Origin of the sequence: Sphingobium xanthum, assembly GCF_019737615.1 — a bacterium.
Taxonomy (GTDB): Bacteria; Pseudomonadota; Alphaproteobacteria; order Sphingomonadales; family Sphingomonadaceae; genus Sphingobium; species Sphingobium xanthum.
On the sequence record NZ_JAHKKS010000002.1, the window covers coordinates 334,257 to 356,839 of the forward strand.

At 63.8% G+C, this 22,583-nt stretch carries 22 protein-coding genes; 10 read left to right on the forward strand and 12 right to left on the reverse strand.

Annotation, left to right across the window (positions count from 1 at the left end; all coding sequences use genetic code 11):
- Positions 1 to 78: 78 nt before the first annotated feature.
- From KM135_RS04780 to KM135_RS04790, 3 genes are read left to right on the forward strand one after another with little or no spacing between them, the layout of a single operon-like run.
- Complete coding sequence (locus KM135_RS04780) at positions 79 to 837, forward strand: SDR family NAD(P)-dependent oxidoreductase (protein ID WP_221712828.1); 759 nt, start codon at positions 79 to 81, stop codon at positions 835 to 837.
- A 49-nt stretch (positions 838 to 886) separates the two neighbouring features.
- Positions 887 to 1,561, forward strand: coding sequence for a glutathione S-transferase family protein (locus tag KM135_RS04785; protein WP_221712829.1), 675 nt, complete (start codon positions 887 to 889; stop codon positions 1,559 to 1,561).
- A 40-nt stretch (positions 1,562 to 1,601) separates the two neighbouring features.
- Positions 1,602 to 2,216 (forward strand): cysteine hydrolase family protein, encoded by a 615-nt coding sequence (locus KM135_RS04790; RefSeq protein WP_221712830.1) that lies wholly within the window; start codon positions 1,602 to 1,604, stop codon positions 2,214 to 2,216.
- A gap of 336 nt (positions 2,217 to 2,552) precedes the next feature.
- Here the strand turns inward: KM135_RS04790 and KM135_RS04795 are convergent, their stop codons facing one another.
- Positions 2,553 to 3,062 (reverse strand): nuclear transport factor 2 family protein, encoded by a 510-nt coding sequence (locus KM135_RS04795; protein ID WP_221712831.1) that lies wholly within the window; start codon positions 3,060 to 3,062, stop codon positions 2,553 to 2,555.
- Between the two features lie 23 nt (positions 3,063 to 3,085).
- Positions 3,086 to 5,029, reverse strand: a complete 1,944-nt coding sequence (locus KM135_RS04800; RefSeq protein ID WP_221712832.1) for a flavin-containing monooxygenase — start codon at positions 5,027 to 5,029, stop codon at positions 3,086 to 3,088.
- 267 nt (positions 5,030 to 5,296) lie between these two features.
- Between KM135_RS04800 and KM135_RS04805 the strand changes: the two genes are divergently transcribed.
- On the forward strand, positions 5,297 to 6,673 hold the full coding sequence (locus KM135_RS04805) for an MFS transporter (protein WP_343228148.1): 1,377 nt from the start codon (positions 5,297 to 5,299) through the stop codon (positions 6,671 to 6,673).
- A gap of 207 nt (positions 6,674 to 6,880) precedes the next feature.
- Here KM135_RS04805 and KM135_RS04810 read toward each other — a convergent pair whose 3' ends face one another.
- From KM135_RS04810 to KM135_RS04840, 7 genes are read right to left on the reverse strand one after another with little or no spacing between them, the layout of a single operon-like run.
- Positions 6,881 to 7,282 carry a VOC family protein gene (locus KM135_RS04810; protein WP_221712833.1) on the reverse strand — a complete coding sequence of 134 codons (402 nt, stop codon included), beginning with the start codon at positions 7,280 to 7,282 and terminating at the stop codon, positions 6,881 to 6,883.
- Complete coding sequence (locus KM135_RS04815) at positions 7,282 to 8,331, reverse strand: hypothetical protein (protein ID WP_221712834.1); 1,050 nt, start codon at positions 8,329 to 8,331, stop codon at positions 7,282 to 7,284. The genes KM135_RS04810 and KM135_RS04815 overlap by 1 nt, the downstream gene beginning before the upstream one ends.
- 7 nt (positions 8,332 to 8,338) lie before the next feature.
- Positions 8,339 to 9,904 (reverse strand): MBOAT family O-acyltransferase, encoded by a 1,566-nt coding sequence (locus tag KM135_RS04820; protein ID WP_221712835.1) that lies wholly within the window; start codon positions 9,902 to 9,904, stop codon positions 8,339 to 8,341.
- Positions 9,905 to 9,908: 4 nt separating this feature from the next.
- Entirely contained in the window at positions 9,909 to 10,862 is a 954-nt protein-coding gene (locus KM135_RS04825; RefSeq protein ID WP_221712836.1) for a class I SAM-dependent methyltransferase, read from the reverse strand.
- Complete coding sequence (locus KM135_RS04830) at positions 10,862 to 12,754, reverse strand: HAD-IIIC family phosphatase (protein ID WP_221712837.1); 1,893 nt, start codon at positions 12,752 to 12,754, stop codon at positions 10,862 to 10,864. Before KM135_RS04830 ends, KM135_RS04825 begins: the two co-directional genes overlap by 1 nt.
- 24 nt (positions 12,755 to 12,778) lie before the next feature.
- On the reverse strand, positions 12,779 to 13,021 hold the full coding sequence (locus KM135_RS04835) for an acyl carrier protein (protein WP_246605743.1): 243 nt from the start codon (positions 13,019 to 13,021) through the stop codon (positions 12,779 to 12,781).
- Between the two features lie 53 nt (positions 13,022 to 13,074).
- Positions 13,075 to 14,520 (reverse strand): SGNH/GDSL hydrolase family protein, encoded by a 1,446-nt coding sequence (locus KM135_RS04840; RefSeq protein ID WP_221712838.1) that lies wholly within the window; start codon positions 14,518 to 14,520, stop codon positions 13,075 to 13,077.
- Between the two features lie 159 nt (positions 14,521 to 14,679).
- Here KM135_RS04840 and KM135_RS04845 point away from each other — a divergent pair, with 159 nt between their 5' ends.
- A complete protein-coding gene (locus tag KM135_RS04845) occupies positions 14,680 to 15,576 on the forward strand; it encodes a bestrophin family protein (protein WP_221712839.1) in 897 nt (298 codons plus the stop codon).
- Positions 15,577 to 15,922: 346 nt separating this feature from the next.
- Here KM135_RS04845 and KM135_RS04850 read toward each other — a convergent pair whose 3' ends face one another.
- Positions 15,923 to 16,414, reverse strand: a complete 492-nt coding sequence (locus tag KM135_RS04850; protein ID WP_221712840.1) for a methylated-DNA--[protein]-cysteine S-methyltransferase — start codon at positions 16,412 to 16,414, stop codon at positions 15,923 to 15,925.
- 243 nt (positions 16,415 to 16,657) lie between these two features.
- Here KM135_RS04850 and KM135_RS04855 point away from each other — a divergent pair, with 243 nt between their 5' ends.
- From KM135_RS04855 to KM135_RS04870, 4 genes are all read left to right on the forward strand, one after another.
- Positions 16,658 to 17,125, forward strand: coding sequence for a hypothetical protein (locus tag KM135_RS04855; protein ID WP_221712841.1), 468 nt, complete (start codon positions 16,658 to 16,660; stop codon positions 17,123 to 17,125).
- 126 nt (positions 17,126 to 17,251) lie between these two features.
- Entirely contained in the window at positions 17,252 to 17,686 is a 435-nt protein-coding gene (locus KM135_RS04860) for a hypothetical protein (RefSeq protein ID WP_221712842.1), read from the forward strand.
- Between the two features lie 191 nt (positions 17,687 to 17,877).
- A complete protein-coding gene (locus tag KM135_RS04865; protein ID WP_221712843.1) occupies positions 17,878 to 18,180 on the forward strand; it encodes a hypothetical protein in 303 nt (100 codons plus the stop codon).
- A 180-nt stretch (positions 18,181 to 18,360) separates the two neighbouring features.
- Positions 18,361 to 18,672: a hypothetical protein gene (locus tag KM135_RS04870; protein WP_221712844.1), complete on the forward strand. Its 312-nt coding sequence runs from the start codon at positions 18,361 to 18,363 to the stop codon at positions 18,670 to 18,672.
- A gap of 5 nt (positions 18,673 to 18,677) precedes the next feature.
- Here KM135_RS04870 and KM135_RS04875 read toward each other — a convergent pair whose 3' ends face one another.
- The gene (locus tag KM135_RS04875) at positions 18,678 to 19,580 is read right to left on the reverse strand and encodes an IS1595 family transposase (protein ID WP_246605744.1); all 903 of its coding nucleotides are present in this window, start codon (positions 19,578 to 19,580) and stop codon (positions 18,678 to 18,680) included.
- Positions 19,581 to 19,696: 116 nt separating this feature from the next.
- Between KM135_RS04875 and lexA the strand changes: the two genes are divergently transcribed.
- The gene (gene lexA / locus KM135_RS04880) at positions 19,697 to 20,398 is read left to right on the forward strand and encodes a transcriptional repressor LexA (protein ID WP_221712845.1); all 702 of its coding nucleotides are present in this window, start codon (positions 19,697 to 19,699) and stop codon (positions 20,396 to 20,398) included.
- Positions 20,399 to 20,539: 141 nt separating this feature from the next.
- Here lexA and KM135_RS04885 read toward each other — a convergent pair whose 3' ends face one another.
- Positions 20,540 to 22,525, reverse strand: a complete 1,986-nt coding sequence (locus KM135_RS04885) for a ComEC/Rec2 family competence protein (protein WP_246605745.1) — start codon at positions 22,523 to 22,525, stop codon at positions 20,540 to 20,542.
- Positions 22,526 to 22,583: the final 58 nt, after the last annotated feature.

Consider the following 22,583-nt stretch of genomic DNA (forward strand, 5'->3'; position numbering starts at 1 on the left):
CGCGGCCTATCTGATGGCAACGGAACGATGCCACGGCGATGCGGCATTCCGGCGAGACCATTCGACAAAGGACCGACTATGACCAACCAGATCGCACTCATCACCGGCGCCAGCCGCGGCCTCGGCCGAAGCATGGCGCTGCATCTTGCCAAGCGCGGTATCGCCATCATCGGCACCTATCGCAGCGGCGCTGCAGAGGCCGATGCGCTGGCCCGCGAGATCGAGGCACTAGGCGGCAAAGCCGCGATGCTCGCGCTCGACGTCAGCAATTCGGCGAGTTTTCCGGAATTTGCCGAGACCGTCGCCGACACGCTGAAGACTAGATTCGGCGCCGAGCGGTTCGACTTCCTCGTTAACAACGCTGGCCACGGCCTGTACGCGCTTCTGACCGACGCGACCGAGGAACAGTTCGACTCGCTGATCGACACGCATCTGCGCGGGCCAATCTTCCTGACCCAGAAGCTGCTGCCGCTAATCGCGGACGGCGGGCGCATCCTCAACGTCTCGTCAGGCTTCGTGCGCGTCACGATGGCGGGCTACGGTCTTTATGCGGCGGCGAAGGCCGCTATCCAGACACTGACCAAGTTCATGGCTGTCGAACTGGGTGCGCGGCAGATCCGCGTGAACACGATCGCGCCGGGGGCTATCGCGACCGACTTCGGCGGCGGCGTGGTCCGCGACGATGAGAATGTGAACGCCTTCGTCGCGGGGACAATCGCGCTTGGCCGTGTCGGTGAACCCGACGACATCGGGAGCGCGGTCGCGGCCATCCTTTCCGACGACATGGGCTGGGCGAATGGCACGACCTTCGACATCTCGGGCGGCCAGGCGATCTGACCGTCGCGCCGCCCTTCATCTGGAATTGCCGTCATATCGAGAGATCATCATGCTTGACCCCAACCTGACACTCATCAGCCACCCGCTCTGCCCGTTCGTTCAACGCGCCGCTATCGTCCTTCTCGAGAAGCACGCGCCGTTCGAGCGGATCAACATCGACCTCTCGGCCAAGCCCGACTGGTTCCTCGCGCTGTCGCCAACCGGCAAGGTGCCGGTGCTCAGGGTGCGCCAGGCCGACGGGGAGGAAGCGATCCTCTTCGAAAGCGTGGTGATCTGCGAGTATCTTGAGGAAACGCAGACCGGCGCATCGATGTATCCCGACGATCCGCTGCTACGCGCCCGGCAGCGCGCGTGGATCGAGTTCGCCACACAGACCATGGCCGAAGGTTGGCAGGTCCTCCATTCCATCGATGCCACGACAGCGGAAGCCCGGCGCACGACGTTCCGCGACCGGCTCCAGAAGCTGGAGGCGGAGCTGGGATCGGGGCCGTATTTCGCCGGGGCCGATTTCGGCATGGTCGATGCGGTCTACGCACCGCTCTTCCGCTATTTCGCGATCATCGACCCGGTAGCCGCACAACCGATGTTTGAGGGCCTTCCGCGCGTTTCGGCGTGGCGGACGGCGTTGGCGGCGCGCCCGAGCGTCAGGAATGCGGTGGGCGCGGATTATGCCGACCGCTTTCGCGATCACCTGCGTCAGCACGGCTCGTTCTTCGCAGCCTGACCCCAACCTCCAAAACGTCATTCAAACAAGGAAAACCATCATGACCAACCACGTAGTTAATGCCGACGCAGAGAAGAGTGCGCTGATCCTCATCGAATATGTGAACGACTGGCTTGCCCCCACAGGCGGCATCAACGGTCAGTTCCAGGACCGTGAGCAGTTCGACTTGGCCGTTGCCAATTCGGAGAAGGTTCTCGAAGAGGCGCGCCGCCGTGACATGGACGTCATCCACGTCACAGTGCGGTTTGAGCCGGCGTACAAGGTGCTCGGAAAAGGTAAGTACGGCCTGCGCAAGATGATGCCGGGCTATCGCTCGTTCCTTGGCGAGCAGGCCGACTTCTTCCCGGGCTTCGAGCCGCAGGACGGTGAATTTGTCGTCAGCGAGCGCCCCGGTGGCAGCAGCGCCTTTGCCGGGACGACGCTCGACAGCTACCTGCGCAACAATCGGATCTTCGACATCTACGTCATGGGCTTCGCGCTGCGGCAGTGCGTCGAGTCAACCGTGCGCAACGCCCACGACCTCGGCTATCACACCAACGTCATCTACGATGCGTCGGCGGCCTTCACTAGGGAGCAGCAGACATCGTTCCTGAGCGACATCGCGCCGTTCTATGCCAATGCAATCACGGCGCGGGAATTTCTGACACAAGCGTAAGCCGTTACGATGCCTAGCGCCAGCTCCATGGGGCTGGCATCATGTCCCAACGAGCGCGCGACTTGTCCGCCATCGATGTTACACGTCGCCGACCCGGTGGCGTGCTGGACTGGCACGCGGCGAAGCTTGCCAGTCGATACGGGAACACGCCTCCTGAACCTGCACTTGGCCGGTCGCGCAGCGTTTACATCCTTCCCAAGCGCACTGTACTCTTTGAGAGTTCGGCTGATATAGCGGCGCGCACGCTGCGGATGCGATCTGGCTCGAAAGAGGGCGATAGCGTGAACTTCGTTCTCATCATCGCCCGGCGCGGCCGCGATAATCCGAAAAAGACGCCTAGCCTTCCGCCCCCACCAACTGAAACTTCGGCTCCATATAGGGCACGATCACATAAGCGTTGCGCTGCGTGTACTTCCAGCCCTGCGGCGTGCGTACCAGCTTGTCGTCATAGGCGCCGAGATGCCAGACCCGCAGCTCGTTGGTCTCCGTATGCGTGATGTGCTGGAACTTGCTCGTCGAGGTCGCCGTGTCGCCGTCGATGTCGATGTCGATAATGACGTCGAGCGTCGTGTGCCAGGTGCGCTGCGACTGGCTCTCGAACGGGCGCATATATTTGCCGAGGATTTCCTCGACCCCCTTCGGTCCCACGCCGCGGCCGACGACGCCGGCCCAGACGCCATCCTCGGTGAAGCCCGCCGCATAGGTCGCGATGTCGCGATTATCGATCGCGTTCTGCATGACCATCATCAGCCGCCAGATCGCCTCGCGATCGTCCGCCTCCTGCAAGCGCTTTTCCATGCTCTCGAGGCGTGCCTGAAGCGCCTGCACGGTTGCCGTGTCGGTCATGTCGATCCTCCTCGTGCTTCGCTCTAGCGAATGTCCATGTCGTTGAAGTCGGGATGGCGCATGAACTGCCAGTTTTCGGTCGCAGTCAGCGGGTTCATGCCGGGGGAGCGGCCCCCTTCCCAATAATAGCTGTGTGCCCGCTTGTCGCTCCACACGCGGTTGGCGTTGCGCGCGTCGATGAACCGGCTGTAGCGCCAATAGGCGTCTTCCTTCACCTCGATCGCCTCCCCGCCTTCGAGGATCAGCTTCTCCATGCATTGCAGCGCATAGAGCGTGGTGAGCTCATGATAGGCCGCGACCTGAAGTCCGCCATTGGTGTTCGGCCCGTAGATCGACCAGAGATTGGGGAAGCCCGGCATCATGCAGCCGAGATAGGCGCGCGGCCCGTCCTGTGCCCAGAGCTGGTCGATCGTCAGGCCGTCGCGGCCCGTGATCTTCATCGGGTAGAGATATTCGTTCGCCTTGAAGCCGGTCGCGTAGATGATCGCGTCGACATCATGGTGCTTGCCGGCGCCATCCACGATGCCGTCCGGATTGATGCGCTCCGCCCCGCTCGTCACCAGCTCGACATTGTCGAGCTGCAGCGCATCCAGGATGCATTCGTCGCTGTCGACCAGCACGATGCGCGCCGACCAGACCGGGTGCCTGGGCGTCATGATCTCGACGAGGCTCCTGTCGCCGAGCTTCGCATCGCCGAGCTTCTTCTCCAGGAAGGCGATGGAGCGGTCGCGCAGTTCCTTGTTGGCGGCGCTGACACTGTGTGGATCGTCGAACTCGTGATCGATCTCGGTCACCTTGCTGAAGAAGTCGCCGATCCGATAGGCATTGCGCAGCCGCATGAAATTGGTGTGATATGGCATGTTGCGGTCGAGCCAGTTCAGCCCTTCCGGCACGCGGGCAAGATAGCCCGGCATGGGCATCAGCCATTGCGGCGTACGCTGGAACACGCTGATATGCGACGCTTCCCTGGCGAGTTCCGGCACCATCTGATAGCCCGTGCAACCCGTGCCGACGACGGCGACGCGCTTGTCGCTCAAGTCCATCCCTTCCGGCCAGCGAACCGTATGCCAGCTCGGCCCGGCAAAGCTTTCCATGCCCTCGATCTTCGGAATGTTCGGGCGATTGAGGAAGCCGACCGAGGTGATGACGGCATTGGAGCGATGCGTCGCCTTGCCGTTCGGGCCGATCGCCTCGACCACCCACATGGACGCCGCCTCGTCCCAGGTGAGCGACGTTACCTCGGTCTCGAAGACGATCTTCTCGCGCAGGCCGAACTCGTCCGCGACCCAATCAAAATAGGCCTGGTTCCGCTCCTGCGGCGCGAAATTATAGGGACACGGGAAGTCGACACCGAAGAGATGCGAATAGGTCCGGCTCGATCCGTCGACGCGCGCGCCGGGATAGCGGTTCTCAAACCATGTGCCTCCGACGCCGGTGTTCTTCTCGAAATGCGTGTAGCGGATGCCGGCGCGCTTCAGCATCAGCGCCGCATTGAGGCCGCCCATGCCGGTGCCGATGACCGTGACGGAAAAATTCTCAAGCCGAGCAGGATCGGGCGCCGCCTGCCATTGCAGCGAGCGGGCCCAAGGATCGAGCGCCAGTTCCTCGGTCGCCATCGCCACATCGTCCTCGGGGATCGTGCCGGCGAGCAGCAATTCCATGCTCTCGCGGACATGCTCGGGCGATCCATGGGCGACCGCGCCGGCGCCGCTGTCGCGATAGGCCTTGAGAAACGCGACCGTCTTGGCGCGCACCATCGCGGCGTCCATGTCCGTCGCCGGGACGACCGCGTCCATCTGGCCGAACGCCACGGTCTTGGTCGCCATCGTCTTGAGGTCGGGATCGCCGGTCAGCATGTAGAGCAACCCACGCAACACCATCGGGTCGCCGTGGCTGACCGCCTCCTCGATCGCCGCGTCGCTCGTCTCCAGCAGCTCCGGCCGCACAGGCGCTTCTATCGTTGCCATCGTTGCCCATTCCCCTTCCGTGGAAGGCCAATACGACGATCCCTTAACATGATAAACAGTTTTCTCGGATCACGTCTTCCCTGTTCTCCCCTTGCAAAGCCGACGGAGGTTCCGGCCAGCGAAACGCCGCACCGGCTCAGTATGAGCCGAAAGATTTCAACTATGTAGTTTCCGTCTTGTCGGATCCGTCTCGTTTGTGGAAACAAGGTTACGGGAGAGGAGACGGCCAGTGATCGATCGCGCAAAATTCAAGCGAGACAGCGCTACGTGAGCGGCGAAGCGCCGCCGCCGGCAGCCGCCCCGGCATCCGTGAACGAGGCAGCGGTCGGCGCTGTTCTCGATGACATTCGCACCTTCCGGCACAATTACTGGGCGCCGCTCCTGCTCGGCTTCATCATGCTGTTCGACAGTTGGGACAGCATCGCGATCGCCTTCGCAATGCCCGCACTCGCCATCGAGTGGAAGCTCGATCCGATGCAAATGGGTCTCCTCATCTCCGCCGGCTATGGCGGGCAGTTTCTGGGCGCCTTCTCGCTTGGTGCGATTGCCGAGCGCGTCGGGCGCATGCCGGTCATCATCGCCGCCGTGGCGCTCATGTGCGTCCTGGCGATTGCCTGCGCCATCGCGCCCGGCTTCAACAGTATGTTCGTTCTGCGGCTGCTGCAGGGTATCATGATCGGCGGCGCTCTGCCCGTCGCCATCACCTACATCAACGAACTGGCGCCGACGAAGACGCGCGGACGCTATTTCGGGCTGTACCAGACGCTCGCAATGTCCGGCTTCTCGATCGCTGCGCTGCTGAGCCCCTTTGTCATCCCGTATCTCGGGTGGCGCTGGATGCTCGGCCTCGGCGTCATCCCCATCGTGCTGCTGCCGCTCGTGTGGATCACCCTGCCCGAATCGCCGCGATGGCTCGCGCGCGCCGGCCGGCTCGACGCCGCGAACAAGGCGCTTGCCAAGCTCGGTGGCCGGGCGGCCCTCTTCACGAACGCGGACGAGCCGGCGAAGACCGACACCGCGCCCGTGGCGAAACCCAACCTGCTGTCATTGTTCACGCCCAGGCTGCGCGGTCACACCAGCGTGATCACGGCGCTCTGGTTCCTCACCATGTTCGTGAGCTTCGGCCTGACCACCTGGATCCCTTCCATCTACGTGAAGGTGTTCAACATCCCGGTCGAGCGCGCGCTCAACTATTCGGCCATGGCCAGCATCGCCATCTTCATCTGCCTGGCGATAACCGGTACGCTGATTGACAAATATGGCCGCCGGCCGTTTGCGCTGGGTGGCCTGATCGTGACGGCGATCGTGCTGTTGTGGATCCCCATCTTCCGGCCGGAAAGCGAACTCGTGCTGGTCGCGCTGATCACGACCGGCAAGGTCGCCATCTTCTTCGGCACCTTCGTACTCTGGCCCTACACGGCGGAGACACATGCCACGCCTGTCAGGGCACTGGCGCTCGGCTATGCCAGCTCGATCGGCCGGGCCTCCTCCATGCTGACGCCGCTCTTCGTCGGCTTCGTGCTGGCGCGCGGCGCATCGGTGAACATCGTCTTCGCGTTTTTCGGCCTGTTCGCGCTGATCGCCTTCATCCTGTGGATCGTGCGGACACGCGAGACGGTCGGCAAGGCATTGGACAGCGTGTGAGGCGTTCGCGGCGCCGAACGCGCATCCCGCTCGCGATAGGGCCACATAGCGCCCCAAAAAAACCGCTGTCCTACATCCCCCGGGCCATGGCACCCCGGACGCAGCTCTTTCTCAGGTCCGCAAACCCCGTTCCGCGCCACCGGTCCGCACGCGCACAATCATGCGCGATAGTGTGACCCTGGTGTGACCTTCGTGTGAACTTTGGCCTCAAAAGGGCTGGACCAGCTCCACCTGAATACCGCGCGTCGAGGCCGGGCTCAGGAAATTGCACCAGAAGTCGCCCGCACCCTTGATCGGCTCCGGCTCGATCATGCGCATCTCCTGGCTTTCGACCCAGGCCATGGCGGCGCGAATGTCCGGTACTTCGAACGCGAAATGGTGGACGCCGCCCGCGCCCTTGTTGAAGCGCAGCAGGGGGCCGTCGGTCGCGACGACGAGCTCGATCGGCGTGCCGCCATTCGCCGCCTTGGTGAAGATGCACCAGCAATGCCAGGGATCGACGAAGCCGCGATAATCCTCTTCCAGCTCGAAGGTCTGCATGAAGCGCTCGGCCTCGTCGAGGCTGGGCGAGATCATGCCGACATGGTGCAGGCGATATTGGCTGAACATTAGTGGGTTTCCTCGGCGGCCGTCACGATCGGCGCTAACTTCTCGATCAACCAGGGCGAGAGCCTGGCGGTGCCGGTGCGCCCGAGATGGTCCTTGTCCATATAGTTGCGATAATCGTCGGCGAGTTGCACCGGTTCCAGCACGGGGCCGATCGCGGTGTAGAAGCCGGGATCGTCGAAATATTCCTCCGCGCCGCGATAGGTGGGCACGCGCAGGAAGGCGATCGTCACCTTCTTCTCGCGCGCCAGCGCGGCGATGCGGCGCAGATAATGGCGCTCGACGGCATAGCGCTGGTCGAGCGGGAACAGGCGCAGCTTGCGATCGACGACGGCCGCGGGCGGCGTCGGCCCACCGCGCTGGGCCGGGTCGATGACGCGCTCGCGGTCGACGAGAATGCCGTCGCCGGTTCTGAAGGTCTCGGTCGGATCGAACGTCAGCTTGCTGTAGATCGCCGGATCGAACCGGGTGCTGAGGCGGAAGGCGGACGGGGCCAGACCCTGGATGAAGTAGGCCAGATGGCGGTACGGCACCGTTAGCGCATTCTCGATATAATTGAGATTGTAGATCGCGGGCGCGCCGAGGATCGCGGCGTCCGTGCCGAGGAAGCGGAAGCCGGGATGACTGAGCGTCGATTCCGCACCGGCCGTCAGCACGATGAGCTTCACGTCCGGCCGCGTGTTGAGCAGTTGCTCGACCACCGCCCACTGCAGGTCGCGCCCTTCCTGCGGCATACCGAAATTCACGACCGAGACCGGATGGCCGAGCCGCTGCGAGAGGCCCGCCGACAGCTCGTTGACGCGCGCACTCGCTTCCATGCGGGAGCTGCCGATCATGGCGACGTCGATGGGGCGCTTGTCGAAATGCGTGCGCTCATAGACATAGCGCGCGCGGAACAGGATCGTCCCGTCGCCCTGCTGCCAGCGATAATAGTCGTTGTTCGGCAGCAGCATGAGCAGCGCCGTCACCAGCACCGCGCCGAGCGCCAGCCAGCCGAACAGCCGGAGCGCGAGGCCATTGGGGAGCAGCTCTGTGTCGTCCTGAGCGGTCATGGTCCCCTCAGAAGGCGAAGTAGACGAATTGCGTGCTGCCGCGCGCAACGAAGATGATGCCGAGCATCAGCACGGCACCGGCGATGAGCGTCGGCACGGCGGCGGGCCGCCACTCGACGCGGACGGGCGCGACGCCGATCTTCTGCCAGCGCGCCCATTCGAGCACGGGCGTGACGCGCGTCATGATCTGCTGCGTGTTCGGCAAGGCCCAGATGATCGCGATGCCGAGCGCGATCAGCGGGAACAGGCCCCAGGCACCGAGCGGGGTCAGCACCGGCCATTGTTCCCAGGGCGATGCGCCGCTCGCGCCGGCCATGGCGGAGAAGATGCGCCCCGTCGTCGGCAGATCGGCCGAGCGGAACGGCACGATGGCGAGTGCGAAGCACAGGAAAGTGAGCGGAATGCCCCACGGGATCTCGCGCTTCGGTGCAGCGGCACCCTTCTCGCCCTTCGCCTTCTTCTTCCGCCGCGCCTTCATCACGAAATTCCAGATCTCGTTGATGACCATGAAGCTGCCATGCATCGCGCCGAAGACGACAAAGGTCCAGCTCGCGCCATGCCAGGCGCCGATGATGACCATCGACACGAAGCTGGGGATGAGCGTCGCCACGGCGAGCGTGCCGCCCTTGCCGAGGCGCATATTGGCCGCGAGGCGGGTCAGCGGCACGGCGAGCGGCTGGTAGATATAGCTCTGCACGAAGCGGCCGAGCGTTATGTGCCAGCGACGCCAGAGATCGGCGATGCTGTGCGCGCGGAGCGGCGAATGGAAATTGAGCGGCAGCAATATGCCGAACATGCGCGCCACGCCGATCGCCATGTCCGAATAGCCAGAAAAGTCGAAATAGACCTGATTGGTATAGGCCAGCACCCCGCCCCAGGCGGCGAGGAAGCTCGGCGTCTCGCCCTTGGCGGCGGCATCGAACATCGGCCCGGTCCAGAGCGCGAAGCTGTCCGCGATCACCGTCTTCTTGAAGAGGCCGATGCCGAAGATCATCAGGCCCGCGAGGATATTGCCCAGCACGCGCCGCGCCACCGGACGCTCGCGCAGCTGCGGGATCATCTCGCGCGACAGGCTGATCGGCCCGGCGAGAAGCTGCGGAAAAAACAGGATGAAGGCGAAATAATCGACGATGCGTGGCTGCTCGATGCGGCCGCGCGAAAGGTCGACCAGATGGGCAATCTGCTGGAAGGTATAGAAGGAAATCGCCAGCGGCAGCGCGATCCGGCCCAGCTCGACGTCCAGTCCGAACGCCGCCGACAGGCTGTCGACGAGGAAGTTCGCATATTTGAACCAGAGCAAGGCCGCGACATTGGCACTGACGCCGACCCACAAAGCGAGCCGGCTCCATGGCTGCGGAAGCCGGGTGATGAGCAGGCCGCAGACATAATTGAAGGCCACCGAACCGAACAGCAATGGCAGGAAATGCGCCGAGCCGCGCGCATAGAAAGCCAGCGTCGCGACGATGAGGAATGGCAGGCGCAGCACATGCAGCCGCGTCAGCGCCAGAACATAATATCCGAGCAGGGCTGCGGGCAGAAAGCCGAAGATGAAGACGACCGAGTTGAAGCTCATGGGGTCAGGCAGGCTCGGCGATGATCGAGCAGGTCACGGCGATCTTCTGGCGGAGCGCCTGCGAGATGCGCTTGGCCTGCGTCGTGTGGGTCGCCATCTCGACGATGCGGAAGCCGCCCTTGACCAGCAGATCGGCCGCCATGTCCGGGTTTTCGAGCAGGATGACATGGTCGGGCATCGGCGCGTTGAGCGGCACGTTGACGAACAACACGCCTTTCTTGGAGACCGCGCCGCGCATCTTCTGGAGCGCTTCGACCGGGTCGTCGAGATGCTCGAGAATGTGACTGAGGATCACGAGGTCATAGGTCTCGCCGTCGGGCTGGACCTGATGCATGTCCTGAATGCGGAAATGGAGATTGTCGCCCTCGGCGCCGAGCGTCTTGAGCGCATGGCGCGTCTGGGCCAGCGAGACTTCGCTCAGGTCCCAGCCATGCGCCTCGGACAAGCCGAAATCGGTCAGCGCGAGATAGAGCAACAGGCCATGGCCCGAGCCGACCTCCAGCACGCGGCCGCCGCGCGGCACCCGCGCTTCGAGCCGCTGGCGGAAGAAGTGCAAAGACGAGGCATGCATGTACCAGAGCACATGGCTGTAGAGCAGCCCGTGCATGTAACGCTCCATGAAGTCGTCATTGCTGTAGACATGGGCGTTCGTCTGCTCGAACGAGCTGTAGCGATAATGACCACTACGGGCGAACTCGAGTTCCTCCTCGCGGATACGATCGCACAGCCAGCGATAATCGGCGGCGACCTGCGCCTTGCGATCGCCGGCCAGCAGCAGCATCGCGCGGGCGACATGATCGCTGGTCGCCATCATGCCTTCGCTGCGCACGTCGAAGCTCTTCGAGAGATAGCCGGCATGCTCCGGCCAGGTCTCGACGACGACCTCGCTCAGCGCCAGCAGATTGGGCCAACGAGCTAGCTGGGTGCGGAGGGCCGCAAGATCGTCACCGGTCGTCATCAGTTCGTCTGCCCCTCGGCTAGCACATTGACCTTGATGGGCAGATCGGCCGGCTCATAGCCAGCCAGATCGAGCGCCCAATGGCTCGTCCCGTCCGCGTCCTCGCTCGTGCGCGTGAAACCGAGCTTGGCAAAGAGATCGCGCACGAGGCCGTTCTTCTTGGTCGGGATGTAAGTGGCGGTGAGCGTGTCCGCCCCCTCGCCTTTCGCGGCGGCTGCAACTTCGTTCAGGACCGACTGCTCGACGCCCCGGCCAAGCACGCGGCAACTCATCAGCCAGGTGTCGCAGGACCAGCTCTGCGGGCCCTTGTCGAAGATGATCACCGAGATCATGCCATTATCGCCGAACTTGTCCTCCAGCCGCACCTGCAGGGTGAACTTGGCGGGATCGCGCTCGAACGCCTCGACATCATTCTCGCCATAGCGGCGGGTTGTGACGTTGAACTGGTTCGACTTGTTGACGAGCTGCGAGATGCGCGCACGGCCGACCGCATCGAACGGCAGCGCGGTCATCACCATCTCCAGCGAAGCCAGATATTCGGCGAGGTTCGTGACCGATCCCTGCGCGACGCGGCGCTCGGCATTGGCGCGATACATCTCGGCGCGCTGGCGATCCTCTGCGGAGAAGGACACTGCCTCGAAATAGCCCGCGCGGGCAATCATCGCGGGATAGTCTGCCGGGTCCTCGCCCACTTCCGGCACGGCCACCTCAGGCAGCTCGCGGCGGACGATCTCGCGCTCGGCGGGATTGTCGTCGAGGAAGACCAGCGAATCCGTGCCGATATTCAAGGTCGCGGCGATGTCGCGGATATTGCCGGCCTTGTCGTTCCAGTTGGCGATGAAGCAGGCGATGTGCGGCTCGCGCAGCAGCATCTCGGCATGTTCCTTGAACGGGAGCAGCGCGTTGCTCTCCTCATTCTTCGAGCAGACGGCGAGAATGATGCCGCGCTCGCGCAGGCTGAGGGCCAGCCGCTGGATCGCGACATAGGCCTCGCCCATGCCATTGCCGTTGCCGAGCACGATGCCTTCGAGGCCATCGTCGCCGATGACGCCGCCCCACAGCGTATTGTCGAGATCGAGTACGAGGCACTTGCGCGCCTTGCCGCGCGCGGAGCCAATGACGCGGCAGACATAGTCCGCGTAGAGGGTCGTCGCGTCCGGCGAGAACGGCATTTTAGCGCCGTGCCAGAGGCGGATGTCCATCCAGCGCGACAGGCCGACGGTGGCGGCGGCATGGGCGATATCGACGATGAGATCGCCTTCGCCCAGCACCGAGGGCAGCCGGCGATTGAACGCATCGACCATGGCGCGGGCGCTGCCGTCGACCTGCGTATCGAAACTGCCGAACAGGGCCTCGGCCGGAGGCACAAGCGTCTGGAAGATCGCCGCCGCGCCGATACGGCCGCGCACGCCCTTGGCCAGCAATTCGGCTTGCGCGATCGCGGCATCGACGCTCGCCGGGCCTTCGCCCTCGCCCAGCGCCGGGAGATCGAGCCCGAAGAATTTCGCATCGAGCGCGAAAAGGACGAAATCGACCGATCCGGCCTTCAGCCCGGCATTCTCGTCCAGCACGGCCTGCGCGACTTGGCCATAAGGCACGGTCTCCAGCGAGAGCAGCAGGCCGTGGCGCAGGCCGGTCGCGACCAGCGCATCGGCGATGTAGTCCAGCGTGTGCGAGCCGATGAGGCCAAGCCGCACGCGCGAGAAATCGCTGGTGCGGGCAATCTCGTCGAGATGCTTCGTCACCACCTTGCCGAGCTGGGCAAGCTGAGTGAGATCCATCGCCGTCGCCGCCAGGCGGCGCAGCGTCGCCTGATCCGGCGGCGCATCGCGCAGGGCCCGCACTTGCGCGCGGAAATCCTCGGGCGGTTGCCTAAGCCAGGGCAGATACATCAGTTTGTTCCCACCGGCCCGGCGTCAGCCGAGCTTTTCGAGGATCTTGGCCACGAGCTCGCCGACATTGGCGAACCCCTCGATCTCGCCGACCGTAAACCGCACGCCGAACGCCTGCTCCACAGACACGATGAAACGCACGTTGCTCAGGCTGTCCCACTCCTCAATGTCGTCGGCGGTGAGATCGTCCGAATAGGCAATATCGTCTTCGTCGAAGGCGTCTTCCATCAACTCGACAAGGCGACTGATGACTTGTTCACGGTCCAAATTACGTCTCCCTTGGGCCAGACATAGTGCCTTATGCAGGCAAAACTCGACATTCAATTAACAAGCGGCGGCCGATAAGCGCGAATTTCCGCGATTTTCGGTGCGTCCGCCGCGACAGTCATCTCCACTTCATGACGGCCATTGGGCAAGCCGGTTGCGATCAGATGACGCTGTTCGATGCCGCCGCGCGGGAAGGCGACGGCAGCCTGATCCCCGCACATGAAGTATCGCGACCAGTGAAGCTGATAGCCTTCCGGCACGCCCTTGCCCGATTTGACCACGCCATAAGCGAGGATCCAGTCCTGCGGATCGATCGCGATGCGGCCGGACGGCGACGTGAAAGGCTCGCTCGCCTTGCCGGCGCCGTCCGGTCCGGCGAGCCTGCTGGTGAGCGTGAAATCGAAACTTTCCTGCTTCGGATCGAGATGCGTGACGGTGGCCGTCCAGTTGTCCTCCTTGTGATAGGAGGGATCGATGCGCACTTGCGCGAGCGCCGGCCAGTCCGGGACATTGGGCAGGCGCGAGACGCGGCTGGTGAGCCAGCAGCCGTCCAGATCCTGCGGCGCCTTGCCGTCGACGGTGACACGCAGCTTGCCGTTCAGGGCTCCGGCGGCAACCAGTTCGAAGCGGTTGCCTTCGAACGTGTAGCGCTGGGTCGTGCCCGGTGCGGGCGGCGCGAGTGTCGTCACGGCGGGGCTGGTCGGGGTCTTGCCGTCCGAGCGGGCAACGAGGCTCTCGAACCAGGTGGTGAAGAGGCCGGCCATGAGCTTCCAGCCGCGCTCATTGGGATGCGGCATGTCGGCGATGAGCGCCTTTATCGGCAGGTTGCGGGCCTTGAGATAAGCGTCCCAGCGGTCGCGGCGCGGCTCCATGGCGAGGTCGTATTTCGCGGCCATGGTCGGCACCCAGGTGCGCGACATGAAATCTTCCCACTTGGCCTGCTTGAAGCGGATATGGCCGGTGCAGCCGGGCGGCGGCGACCAGCGCAGGTGGATGCCTTCGTCGCAGATCGGCTCGACCGCCGTTGTCACATGATCGGTCTGGACGATGATGTCGGCCGCGGTCTTCGAGCGGAAGAGCTGGATGATCCGCTCATAGGCGCGGTGATCGCCATAAACGTGGAAGACGATGAGATCGGGCGTGAACTCGGCAATGTCGCGCTCGGCATTGCGCTCCAGACGGACGGCATCGAAGCCGCCGAGCGCCATATTGCGCGCGTCGAAAATGACGTTCGGATAGGCTTCGCGCAGGCGGGCGAGCGCGGGATCTGTCCAGGCCGGGGCGCTGATCGACTGGCCGTAGAAGAGGACACGCAGCACCCTGGGCTGGGTCGGCGTGGCGCTGCGGATGATCGAGAGCGTGCGCGCGATCGCCTTCACCGGATCGGGCGGGCTCGGCGGCGCGGCGGGCGTGGTCGAGCAGCCGGCGATCAGGAGAAAAGACAGCGCAGGCAAGCATTTGCCGAGCTTTGCCAGAGGCGCGAAACGGCCGCTCATCATGCGTCTGCTTACTCACTCCGACTTGTGATTTGGCCGATTTATGATTGTGCTGCGCCTGCGAACGCGACCCTGCCCCCTCCTAACTTCGCCGGTGTGGATCGACAATAGCCAAGATGGGCGGCGATTGCGGCATGGAGTCCTTTCCTCTAGGGCGCGGCCATGATCGTCCGCCCGCGCCCCGGCCTGCTCGAAGTGCTCTTCGCCCTTCAGGGCACGATCCTGCTGCAGATCCTCGGGCGCATCGGCTTCATCACGCTCGTCTCCATCCTCGCCGTGCTGGCCGCGCAGGCCTGGCCGGGCATGTTCGCACAGATCAGCGCCATTCCCTTCGCGCTGATCGGCATCTCGCTCTCCATCTTCATGAGCTTCCGCAACAGCGTCTGCTACGAGCGCTGGTGGGAAGCCCGCAAGCTCTGGGGCAGCCTCATCATCGCGACGCGCTCGCTCGCGCGCCTCACCGCGACCTTTGACGAGGCGGACCGGCAGGTGCTGCTGCGCGGCCTGTGCGGCTTCACCATGGGCCTGCTCGCGCGGCTGCGCGGGGGCGATGAGGTGGCGGCGATCGCCCGCTGGCACCCGCAGGGCGCGTGGTCGACCGCGCCCAACCCGACCGACGCGGTGCTGCAGGAGCTTGGCCGGCTCTGCCTGCGCCTGAGCGATGCGGGAAGGATCAACCCCATCCTCCACAGCCAGATCGACGGGCAGATCGGCGCGCTGGCACAGGTGCAGGCCGGTTGCGAGCGGATCGCCAACACGCCGGTCCCATTCACCTACTCGCTGATCCTGCACCGCACGACCTATGTCTTCTGCCTCGTCCTCCCCTTCGCACTCGCCGGCGCGCTCGGCTGGTGGGCGCTGCTGCCGGTGCTGCTCTCCAGCTACACATTCTTCGGCCTCGATGCGCTGGGGGACCAGCTCGAGGACCCGTTCGGTCTGGAGCCCAACGACCTGCCGCTCGACGCGATGGCGCGGACGGTCGAGCGCGAGATGCTGGCGGCGCTGGGCAGCGACGATCTGCCGCCGGCGCTGGAGCCGGTCGATTATGTGCTGACCTGAAAGGTCGTCGATTTGGCGGCGACTGTGGCGGCGTGGTCTCCGTCAGCCGCGTAATTTTCTTGCGAAGGTTCTGAAGGTTCGGGGGTCGGGCTGAATCTTTTTTCCTTTCCTGCGAGTCGGCCTGACGGGATGCGCTTTGCCTGGGGGCAGGATGCCAAGGGGCTTCGGATGTAGGACAGCGGTTTCTTCATTGCGTAAAACCAATCCCGTTCGTCCTGAGTAACCACTGAGCTTGTCGAAGTGGTGTATCGAAGGACCGAAGTTGGGCACTGCCCCTTCGATACGGGCCTTCGACTTCGCTCAGTCCCTACTCAGGGCGAACGGGTTTGGTTTGACCAGGCCGCGCTCACGCCGCCACACCCAGCCCTTCCAGCCGCAGCAGATATTCCTTCGCCTTCATGCCACCGGCAAAGCCGGTGAGCGCGCCATTGGTGCCGATGACGCGGTGGCAGGGCGCGACGATGGAGATGGGATTGCGGCCATTGGCGGCGCCCACCGCGCGGAAGGCGGTCGGTGCGCCGATCGCGCGGGCGATGTCGCCGTAGCTGCGGGTCTCGCCGAAGGGGATCGCCAGCAGGGCGGCCCAGACGCGCTTCTGGAAATCCGTGCCCTGGAAATCGAGCGGCAGATCGAAGGCCTGCAGCGTGCCGTCGAAATAGGCCGCGAGTTGCCGCTCCGCCTCGCACAGCAGGGGATGATCGGCCGCCTCCACGCGCGGATGAAGCCGCACGCGGGCGGGATCGTCATTCTCCCAGAGGATCGCGGCCAGCCCGTGGTCGCTGGCGATCAGGGTCAGCTCGCCCACCGGCGAGGCGACCACCTTGTAGGCATAGGTCATTTGCGGCTCCTATCGTACCAAGCCAGTCGAAATCGACCTTCGCTTCATGATCGTCATCCCGGGCCTGACCCGGTATCCCGCTTCTTCTCCGCCACCTTGCAAGGCAGCGGTACCCCGGGTCGAGCCCGGGGTGACGGGATAGATGTCGCGAAGGCTTGCTCCTTGTGGTTAGATCGATAGCGCGGCTTTCCCAAGCCTGCTTCCCGCGCCTTGCGGTCAATGTCGGCGGAAGGAGACGAGGCCATGCGTTTGCGATCCGCTTTGCTCCTTGCGCTCGGGGCGCTGGCGATCACTGGCGCGGGAGAGCCGCAGCGCGCGGCGAAGGCCGGCATATCGGCGCCACGCGACATCGGCGCGAGCGATCCGCTGCGCCGGACCTTGCTGGACACGCTGCGCCCGGCGATCGAGCGCGACGTGGGGCAGAAGGTGCAGTTCGTGGTGCGCATGCTGCGTGTGCAAGGGCGGTGGGCGTTCGCGCATGTCGTGCCGCAGACGAAGGCCGGCGCGCCGATCGACTATCGCCGCACGCGCTATGCCGAGCTGATCCGCGAAGGGATGTTCGACGGGCCGGATACGTTTGCCTTGCTGGAGCTTCGGAATGGGCGCTGGACGCTGCGGGCGTTCGTCACCGGGCCGACGGACGTCACTTATGCGGGATGGCCGGAGGAGTTTGCGGCGCCAAATGCGTTGTTTGGGTTGCCGGAGGAGTAGCTTGCCAACGAAGAGCGACTGAATGCAACCTAGTTGCGAACATTGGAAACCTGAATACGGATGGCAGCTATGTGGAGATCTAAGAGCCGTCGCCCATTCCTGTTCGGAATTTTGTCCGGAGTTACGATGGCCATTGGAAGTTTCGCTGCGGCCGAATGGCTTTCGGATGATCAATATCCTCAATATCTTCGAGTAATCGACGACAATTACGACCATCTCCTGCGGAAAGACCACAAATGGGAGGAAGGCCCCACGAGTGCGAAACTCATCAGGAATTGCAAGATTGAGGCCTTCATTAACGACTCCCTCGGGCTGCACTATGCAGGATCATCCTTCGTAAAAATTAAGGGCGTGCCCATTGCCAATCTGAATTGCCTGCTCGGCGAGGCACGGATCAACGCGATGTCTGTCGCTGTCGTAGCCCGCATCGACTCCACGCCGACTGATTGCATCGATGGTTGGCCGACGCGGTCCAAGGACGGGGTCGCAATCTTTGGACATTGCCGGGGCGAGAAGGAGCCGGATCCGGTTTACGTGTCACCCTCCGCTTCCAAACGTTAGTTCGTCTCCCGCCAAAACAGCCATCGCAGCACGAACCGGGTTTCTCGCTGCCACCAGCGAGCGTCCAACATCTTGTGTGCCAATCGCACGGAATCACACATCACTCTGCTTCGTGATTATCCCCTTGGCATACGTGGTTGACTCGATTAGCTCGATCAGTCACATCTCGCACGCTGAGAGGAGTGTGGGAGATGACCGAAAGGGAAGAGGCGAAGCATTTTGCACTCGAAACAGAGAAGATCACGATAAGGAACGCCGATACGAATTTACCGGTGATATTTGCCGATGTCATTCGAGGGGCGATTGTTTCGCAGAACGTCCTAAAAATAAATCTAGCGCAGTTAGTATTCGATCCGGTGTCGGCCGAGCCGACTCATCAACTCGTCGCGTCGATCGCTTTGCCTCTTACTCAGGCGGCACAATGGGGAGAACTCCTCACGCGCATAGCGAGCGAGAACTCCATCGTGACAGGATCTCCGGATGTCGAAGCCTGACCTCAGAGTCATCGAAGGTGGAACGGAGGCACATTCCACTCCTCGCGTGGATCGTAGCACAACAGGGAGCGATTTGGTCGATACGGGCATTTACGACGTCCAAGGGAATACCTATTTTAGGGGGCGCAAACCTCCGCCCAAGCCGCCACTTCACGAAAGTGGAAGGGGGGGGATGGCCCCATGAAGTTAACTCTCCCTGATTTGCGCTGGAACGTCGCATTATTGAACGGGCTGGCCGCATTGTTCACAGCTGCCCTGGCAGGTATGTTCATTTTCATGTTGAACCGTATCGATGATAGATTTGATAAATCTAATGAGCGAGTGGAACGCATCTCCGATCAGGTCAGTGATTTGAGGGCCGCCGTTGCTGGGCAAACAGCAGATATTCGCTCGATCTTGGAGAAATTGGATGACCAACCTCAAGGAAGCTCGGGAACAGGGCAAAATGTCGCAGTTCCTCAAGGAACACCAAGCGGAACAGGGAAACCCTGACGCTTTCAATCGCGTTGTGACTTCAATGGCCCAAACGTCGAAAGTAGCTCCGAAAGCATCTCGCTCTGCCGCGTCCGACGATTGAAACGATACTCAGCTTCCTTCGCATACTTCCACAAGTGCTTGCCGCTCACGTGAATGTGAGTGCCGCTGATCGTCCGCTTTAGCTGCGACCAAAAGCCCTCAATGCTGTTCGTCGAAACACCCGATTTGGTGACGTATTCCCCGGCGCTGTGATTGACGGTCTTGTGCCAATAGCGGCCCTTCGTCAGTTCAAGGCCGCTGTAGCTCACGAAGTCGTCGGTATGGACTTCCGTGTAGGGCTTCACGTTCTCAATGACGTGGTGCTGCAGAGTGCTTTTGCGGCGATTGGGAATGACCTTGGTAATCAGCGAGCCGTCCCGTTCGACCATGCCCATGATCGCCGTCTTGTTGCTCTTGCTGCCGGTGCCCGCGCCATGCTCGACGCCCCCGATATAGGTTTCGTCCACTTCGACAGTCTTGAACGGGCCGCCAAGCGGTGCCTCGCCATCAACGTCAGCCATATGCTCGCGGATCAAGTGCGCCATGCGCCACGCCGTCTTGTAGGTCACACCGAGCTGGCGCTGTAGTTCCTTGGCCGCGACGCCGTTGCGCGTTGTCGTGAACAGGAAGATCGCATAGAACCACATCTGGAGCGGGGTGCGGGTCTGCTCGAATGGCGTACCGACAGTCGGGTGCAGATGATGGCCGCAGAACTGGCAGGAATAGGCACGCTCCGCCTTGATGCGGAACCACTTGGAGGCGCGGCCGCACGAGGGGCATTCGAAGCCCTGTCCGAAACGGATTTCGAAAAGGTGACGCAGGCAAGCTTCGTCATCCGGAAACTGCTTGAAAAACTGCGCGATAGTTTGGGGCTTCTTACTCATGCCCCTTTTATAGCAGGGAAAAGTACGTATGGGAAGGGGATAATCACGCTCTGCTTGACTTGCCCCGATTCGTTGCCTAAACGTTCTCCGTCCGTTCCATTCCAGCGGGGTTCGTCATGTTGACCGCCAAGCAACAGCAACTGCTCAGCTACATCAAGCTTCATCTCGACAAGGGCGGCGTTTCGCCGAGCTTCGAGGAGATGAAGGATGCGCTCGATCTCAAGTCCAAGTCGGGCATTCATCGCCTCATCAGCGCGCTGGAAGAGCGCGGCTTCATCCGCCGCCTGCCCAACCGGGCGCGCGCGCTGGAAATCGTGAAGCTGCCCGACGGCATGGCGCCTGCCGCGCTTCGCCCGACGCCGAGCGCCGATGTCGTGCCGCTGCGCAAGCCCGCGCCGTCCGTTCCGGCCCGCGCGACGCCGATTGCCGCAAACGACGTGATCGAGATTCCTCTGCATGGCCGCATCGCGGCCGGCGTGCCGATCGAGGCCATGGAAGGGCAAACGATGCTCTCCGTCCCGGCTGCATTGCTTGGCACGGGCGATCATTATGCGCTGGAAGTCTCCGGTGACTCGATGATCGAGGCCGGCATCTTCGATGGCGACTATGCGCTGATCCAGCGCGCCGAGACGGCGCGCGCCGGCCAGATCGTGGTCGCGCTGATCGACGAGGCGGAAGCGACGCTCAAATATTTCCAGCCCGAAGGCCGCAAGGTCCGGCTCGACCCGGCCAATCGCGACTATGAGCCGCAAGTCTATGATGCGGGTCAGGTGCGGATTCAGGGCCGGCTTGCGGGGCTGCTGCGGCGATATAATTGAGGGCTTCGAGGCGGTTCGGTCAAGTTGGGCAGTGCTCCTGCGAAGGCAGGAGCCCAAGGCCGGATAGAACTGCGCTCGGACGCCCTGGGCTCCTGCCTTCGCAGGAGCACAAGTTAGGTTGTTCCTCCCAGATCGGGTTGATTAAGGACTCCGGATCGGCGACGCACTGCCCTGTGCCGCCATGATCCAGGGGTGGCGGTCGCGCGCGTCGCGGCCGCCGATTACTTTGCGCGCGTCGATCAGCAGGATTGCGCCGCCCATGGCGCTGAGCGCAGGCCGATCGAGCTTGAGCCAGCGCGGGGCGCAGCCGCGCGGCATGCGGCGGTCGGCAATGACGATGTCGGCGCGGGCGCAGGCATCCGTGATGGCCTGCCAGGGGAGGCGCAGATTGCTGCGCGTCACCAGCAGGTGCAGCGGCTTTCCGGACGCAGTCGGCAGTTCGACCGTGCAGACGTCATCGGAGCATCGGGCGGTATCGGTCTCGGCCAGCGGGGCGAACTCGCCTTCATAGGCCGCAGCCTCGGCCAGAGTCGTGCGCACATAGTCCCCTGCCCGTTCACGCAGGAGCGCCATGCGGCCATCGGGCATGCGCAGCGCGACATGGCGGCCGTCGGACGTCACGAGGATATCCGGCACCGGGGCCAGCAAGGTAACGATCAGTCCCGCGACCGCGACGGGCGCGCCGAGCCAGCGTATCCGGCCGCGCCACAGCATCATCCAGAGGATGGCGAGCATCGTCAGGGCGAACGCCGCGTCGCTGGTGGTGGCTGCGGCGCCCATCGTGGCATAAGGTTGGCTCGCTACCAGATGGGCAAGGCCAAGCAGCAGGCGGAGCGCCAGCCCGACCACCCACCAGGCCGGGGCGCCAAGCCCGAATGTGTCGAGCAGCAGCGCGATCGCCTCGGCCGGCATGACGACGAAGCTGGTGAGCGGGATGGCGACCATGTTCGCGATCGCGCCGAGCATGCCGGCGCGATGGAAATGCGCGAAGGCGATCGGCATCAGCGCCAGTTCGACGATGAGGCCGGTCGCCAGCAGCACCGCGGCATGGCGCAGGAAGCGGCGGACGATCCCCTCCTCCCGCCGTTCGAAGAAAGCGCGGGCGCGCGGATGCTCATAGAAAGCGACGATGGCGGTGACGGCGGCGAAGCTCATCTGGAAGCTGGGGCCGACCACGGCCTCGGGCCAGAACAGCATCACGAACAAGGCGCCCGTCGCGATGAGGCGCAGGCTGATGGCTTCGCGGCCGAGCGCGAGTCCGCTGATGACCAGCAGAGCGGCGATGCAGGAGCGCACGGTCGGCACTTGCGCGCCGGTGAGCAAGGTGTAGCCGATGCCGGCGGCCGCTCCCGCGCAAGCCGCGATGAGCAGGATCGGCCAGTGCAGCGCCAGCCGGGGCGACAGCGCCGGCAGCCGATAGACGAGGAAGATGACGGCGCCGATGAGCGCCGAAACGTGGAGCCCGCTGATCGAGAGCAGATGCGCGAGACCGCTGCGGCGCATGGCCTCGGCATCCGCCTCGCTGATGCCGGTCTGGTCGCCGGTCGCGAGGGTGACGGCGATGGCGCCTTCGCCTCCGGAGAGGCGCGAGGCGACATGATCGCCGAGGCGGCGGCGCAAGCCTGGCCCCTCCCCGCTCGCGCGCAAGCGCTCGACCCGGCCGAGGGCGCGTCCGCTGGCGCCGAGCCCCTCGAAATAGGCGCGTTGGGCATAATCATAGCCGCCGGGCAAGGCAGCCGGCGCGGGCGGCATGAGGCGAGCGCGGACGGAGACGAGATCGCCGGAGGTGAGCCCCTGCGGCACCTGATCCGGCTCGGCATTGACCCGGACGCGTGTGGGCAAGTCCGGGCGCTCGACCGGCGACAGATCGAGCCGGATCAACCCGCGCGCCGCCAGCGGATCGGCACTGCGCACGAGGGCCTGCATTTCGACTACCGCCGGGCGGGCGAGTGGCGGCGCGCCGACGAGAATCGCCTTGGCCCAGACCAGCAGGCAGCCCGCTGCCAGCAGCACCGCGCCGATGGCGAGGACATGCGCCAGCCGGCCGCCCCGCGCGAGCACGCCGAGGCCGAGCGCGATGCCCAGCCAGCCCACCGTCCAACCGATCCAGTAATACGGATTCGGCAAGGCAAACCACGCGCAAATCCCTGCTCCCAGCGCGATCGGCGCCCAGAGCGGCAGTTGC

Coding starts and splice junctions, on each gene's coding strand:
- KM135_RS04825 (WP_221712836.1), bottom strand. CDS start 10,862: ATGACGACCGGTGACGATCTTGCGGCCCTCCGCACCCAGCTAGCTCGT.
- KM135_RS04860 (WP_221712842.1), top strand. CDS start 17,252: ATGGCCATTGGAAGTTTCGCTGCGGCCGAATGGCTTTCGGATGATCAA.
- lexA (WP_221712845.1), top strand. CDS start 19,697: ATGTTGACCGCCAAGCAACAGCAACTGCTCAGCTACATCAAGCTTCAT.
- KM135_RS04780 (WP_221712828.1), top strand. CDS start 79: ATGACCAACCAGATCGCACTCATCACCGGCGCCAGCCGCGGCCTCGGC.
- KM135_RS04830 (WP_221712837.1), bottom strand. CDS start 12,754: ATGTATCTGCCCTGGCTTAGGCAACCGCCCGAGGATTTCCGCGCGCAA.
- KM135_RS04795 (WP_221712831.1), bottom strand. CDS start 3,062: ATGACCGACACGGCAACCGTGCAGGCGCTTCAGGCACGCCTCGAGAGC.
- KM135_RS04790 (WP_221712830.1), top strand. CDS start 1,602: ATGACCAACCACGTAGTTAATGCCGACGCAGAGAAGAGTGCGCTGATC.
- KM135_RS04865 (WP_221712843.1), top strand. CDS start 17,878: ATGACCGAAAGGGAAGAGGCGAAGCATTTTGCACTCGAAACAGAGAAG.
- KM135_RS04820 (WP_221712835.1), bottom strand. CDS start 9,904: ATGAGCTTCAACTCGGTCGTCTTCATCTTCGGCTTTCTGCCCGCAGCC.
- KM135_RS04875 (WP_246605744.1), bottom strand. CDS start 19,580: ATGAGTAAGAAGCCCCAAACTATCGCGCAGTTTTTCAAGCAGTTTCCG.
- KM135_RS04815 (WP_221712834.1), bottom strand. CDS start 8,331: ATGACCGCTCAGGACGACACAGAGCTGCTCCCCAATGGCCTCGCGCTC.
- KM135_RS04845 (WP_221712839.1), top strand. CDS start 14,680: ATGATCGTCCGCCCGCGCCCCGGCCTGCTCGAAGTGCTCTTCGCCCTT.
- KM135_RS04855 (WP_221712841.1), top strand. CDS start 16,658: ATGCGTTTGCGATCCGCTTTGCTCCTTGCGCTCGGGGCGCTGGCGATC.
- KM135_RS04870 (WP_221712844.1), top strand. CDS start 18,361: ATGAAGTTAACTCTCCCTGATTTGCGCTGGAACGTCGCATTATTGAAC.
- KM135_RS04850 (WP_221712840.1), bottom strand. CDS start 16,414: ATGACCTATGCCTACAAGGTGGTCGCCTCGCCGGTGGGCGAGCTGACC.
- KM135_RS04800 (WP_221712832.1), bottom strand. CDS start 5,029: ATGGCAACGATAGAAGCGCCTGTGCGGCCGGAGCTGCTGGAGACGAGC.
- KM135_RS04785 (WP_221712829.1), top strand. CDS start 887: ATGCTTGACCCCAACCTGACACTCATCAGCCACCCGCTCTGCCCGTTC.
- KM135_RS04840 (WP_221712838.1), bottom strand. CDS start 14,520: ATGATGAGCGGCCGTTTCGCGCCTCTGGCAAAGCTCGGCAAATGCTTG.
- KM135_RS04810 (WP_221712833.1), bottom strand. CDS start 7,282: ATGTTCAGCCAATATCGCCTGCACCATGTCGGCATGATCTCGCCCAGC.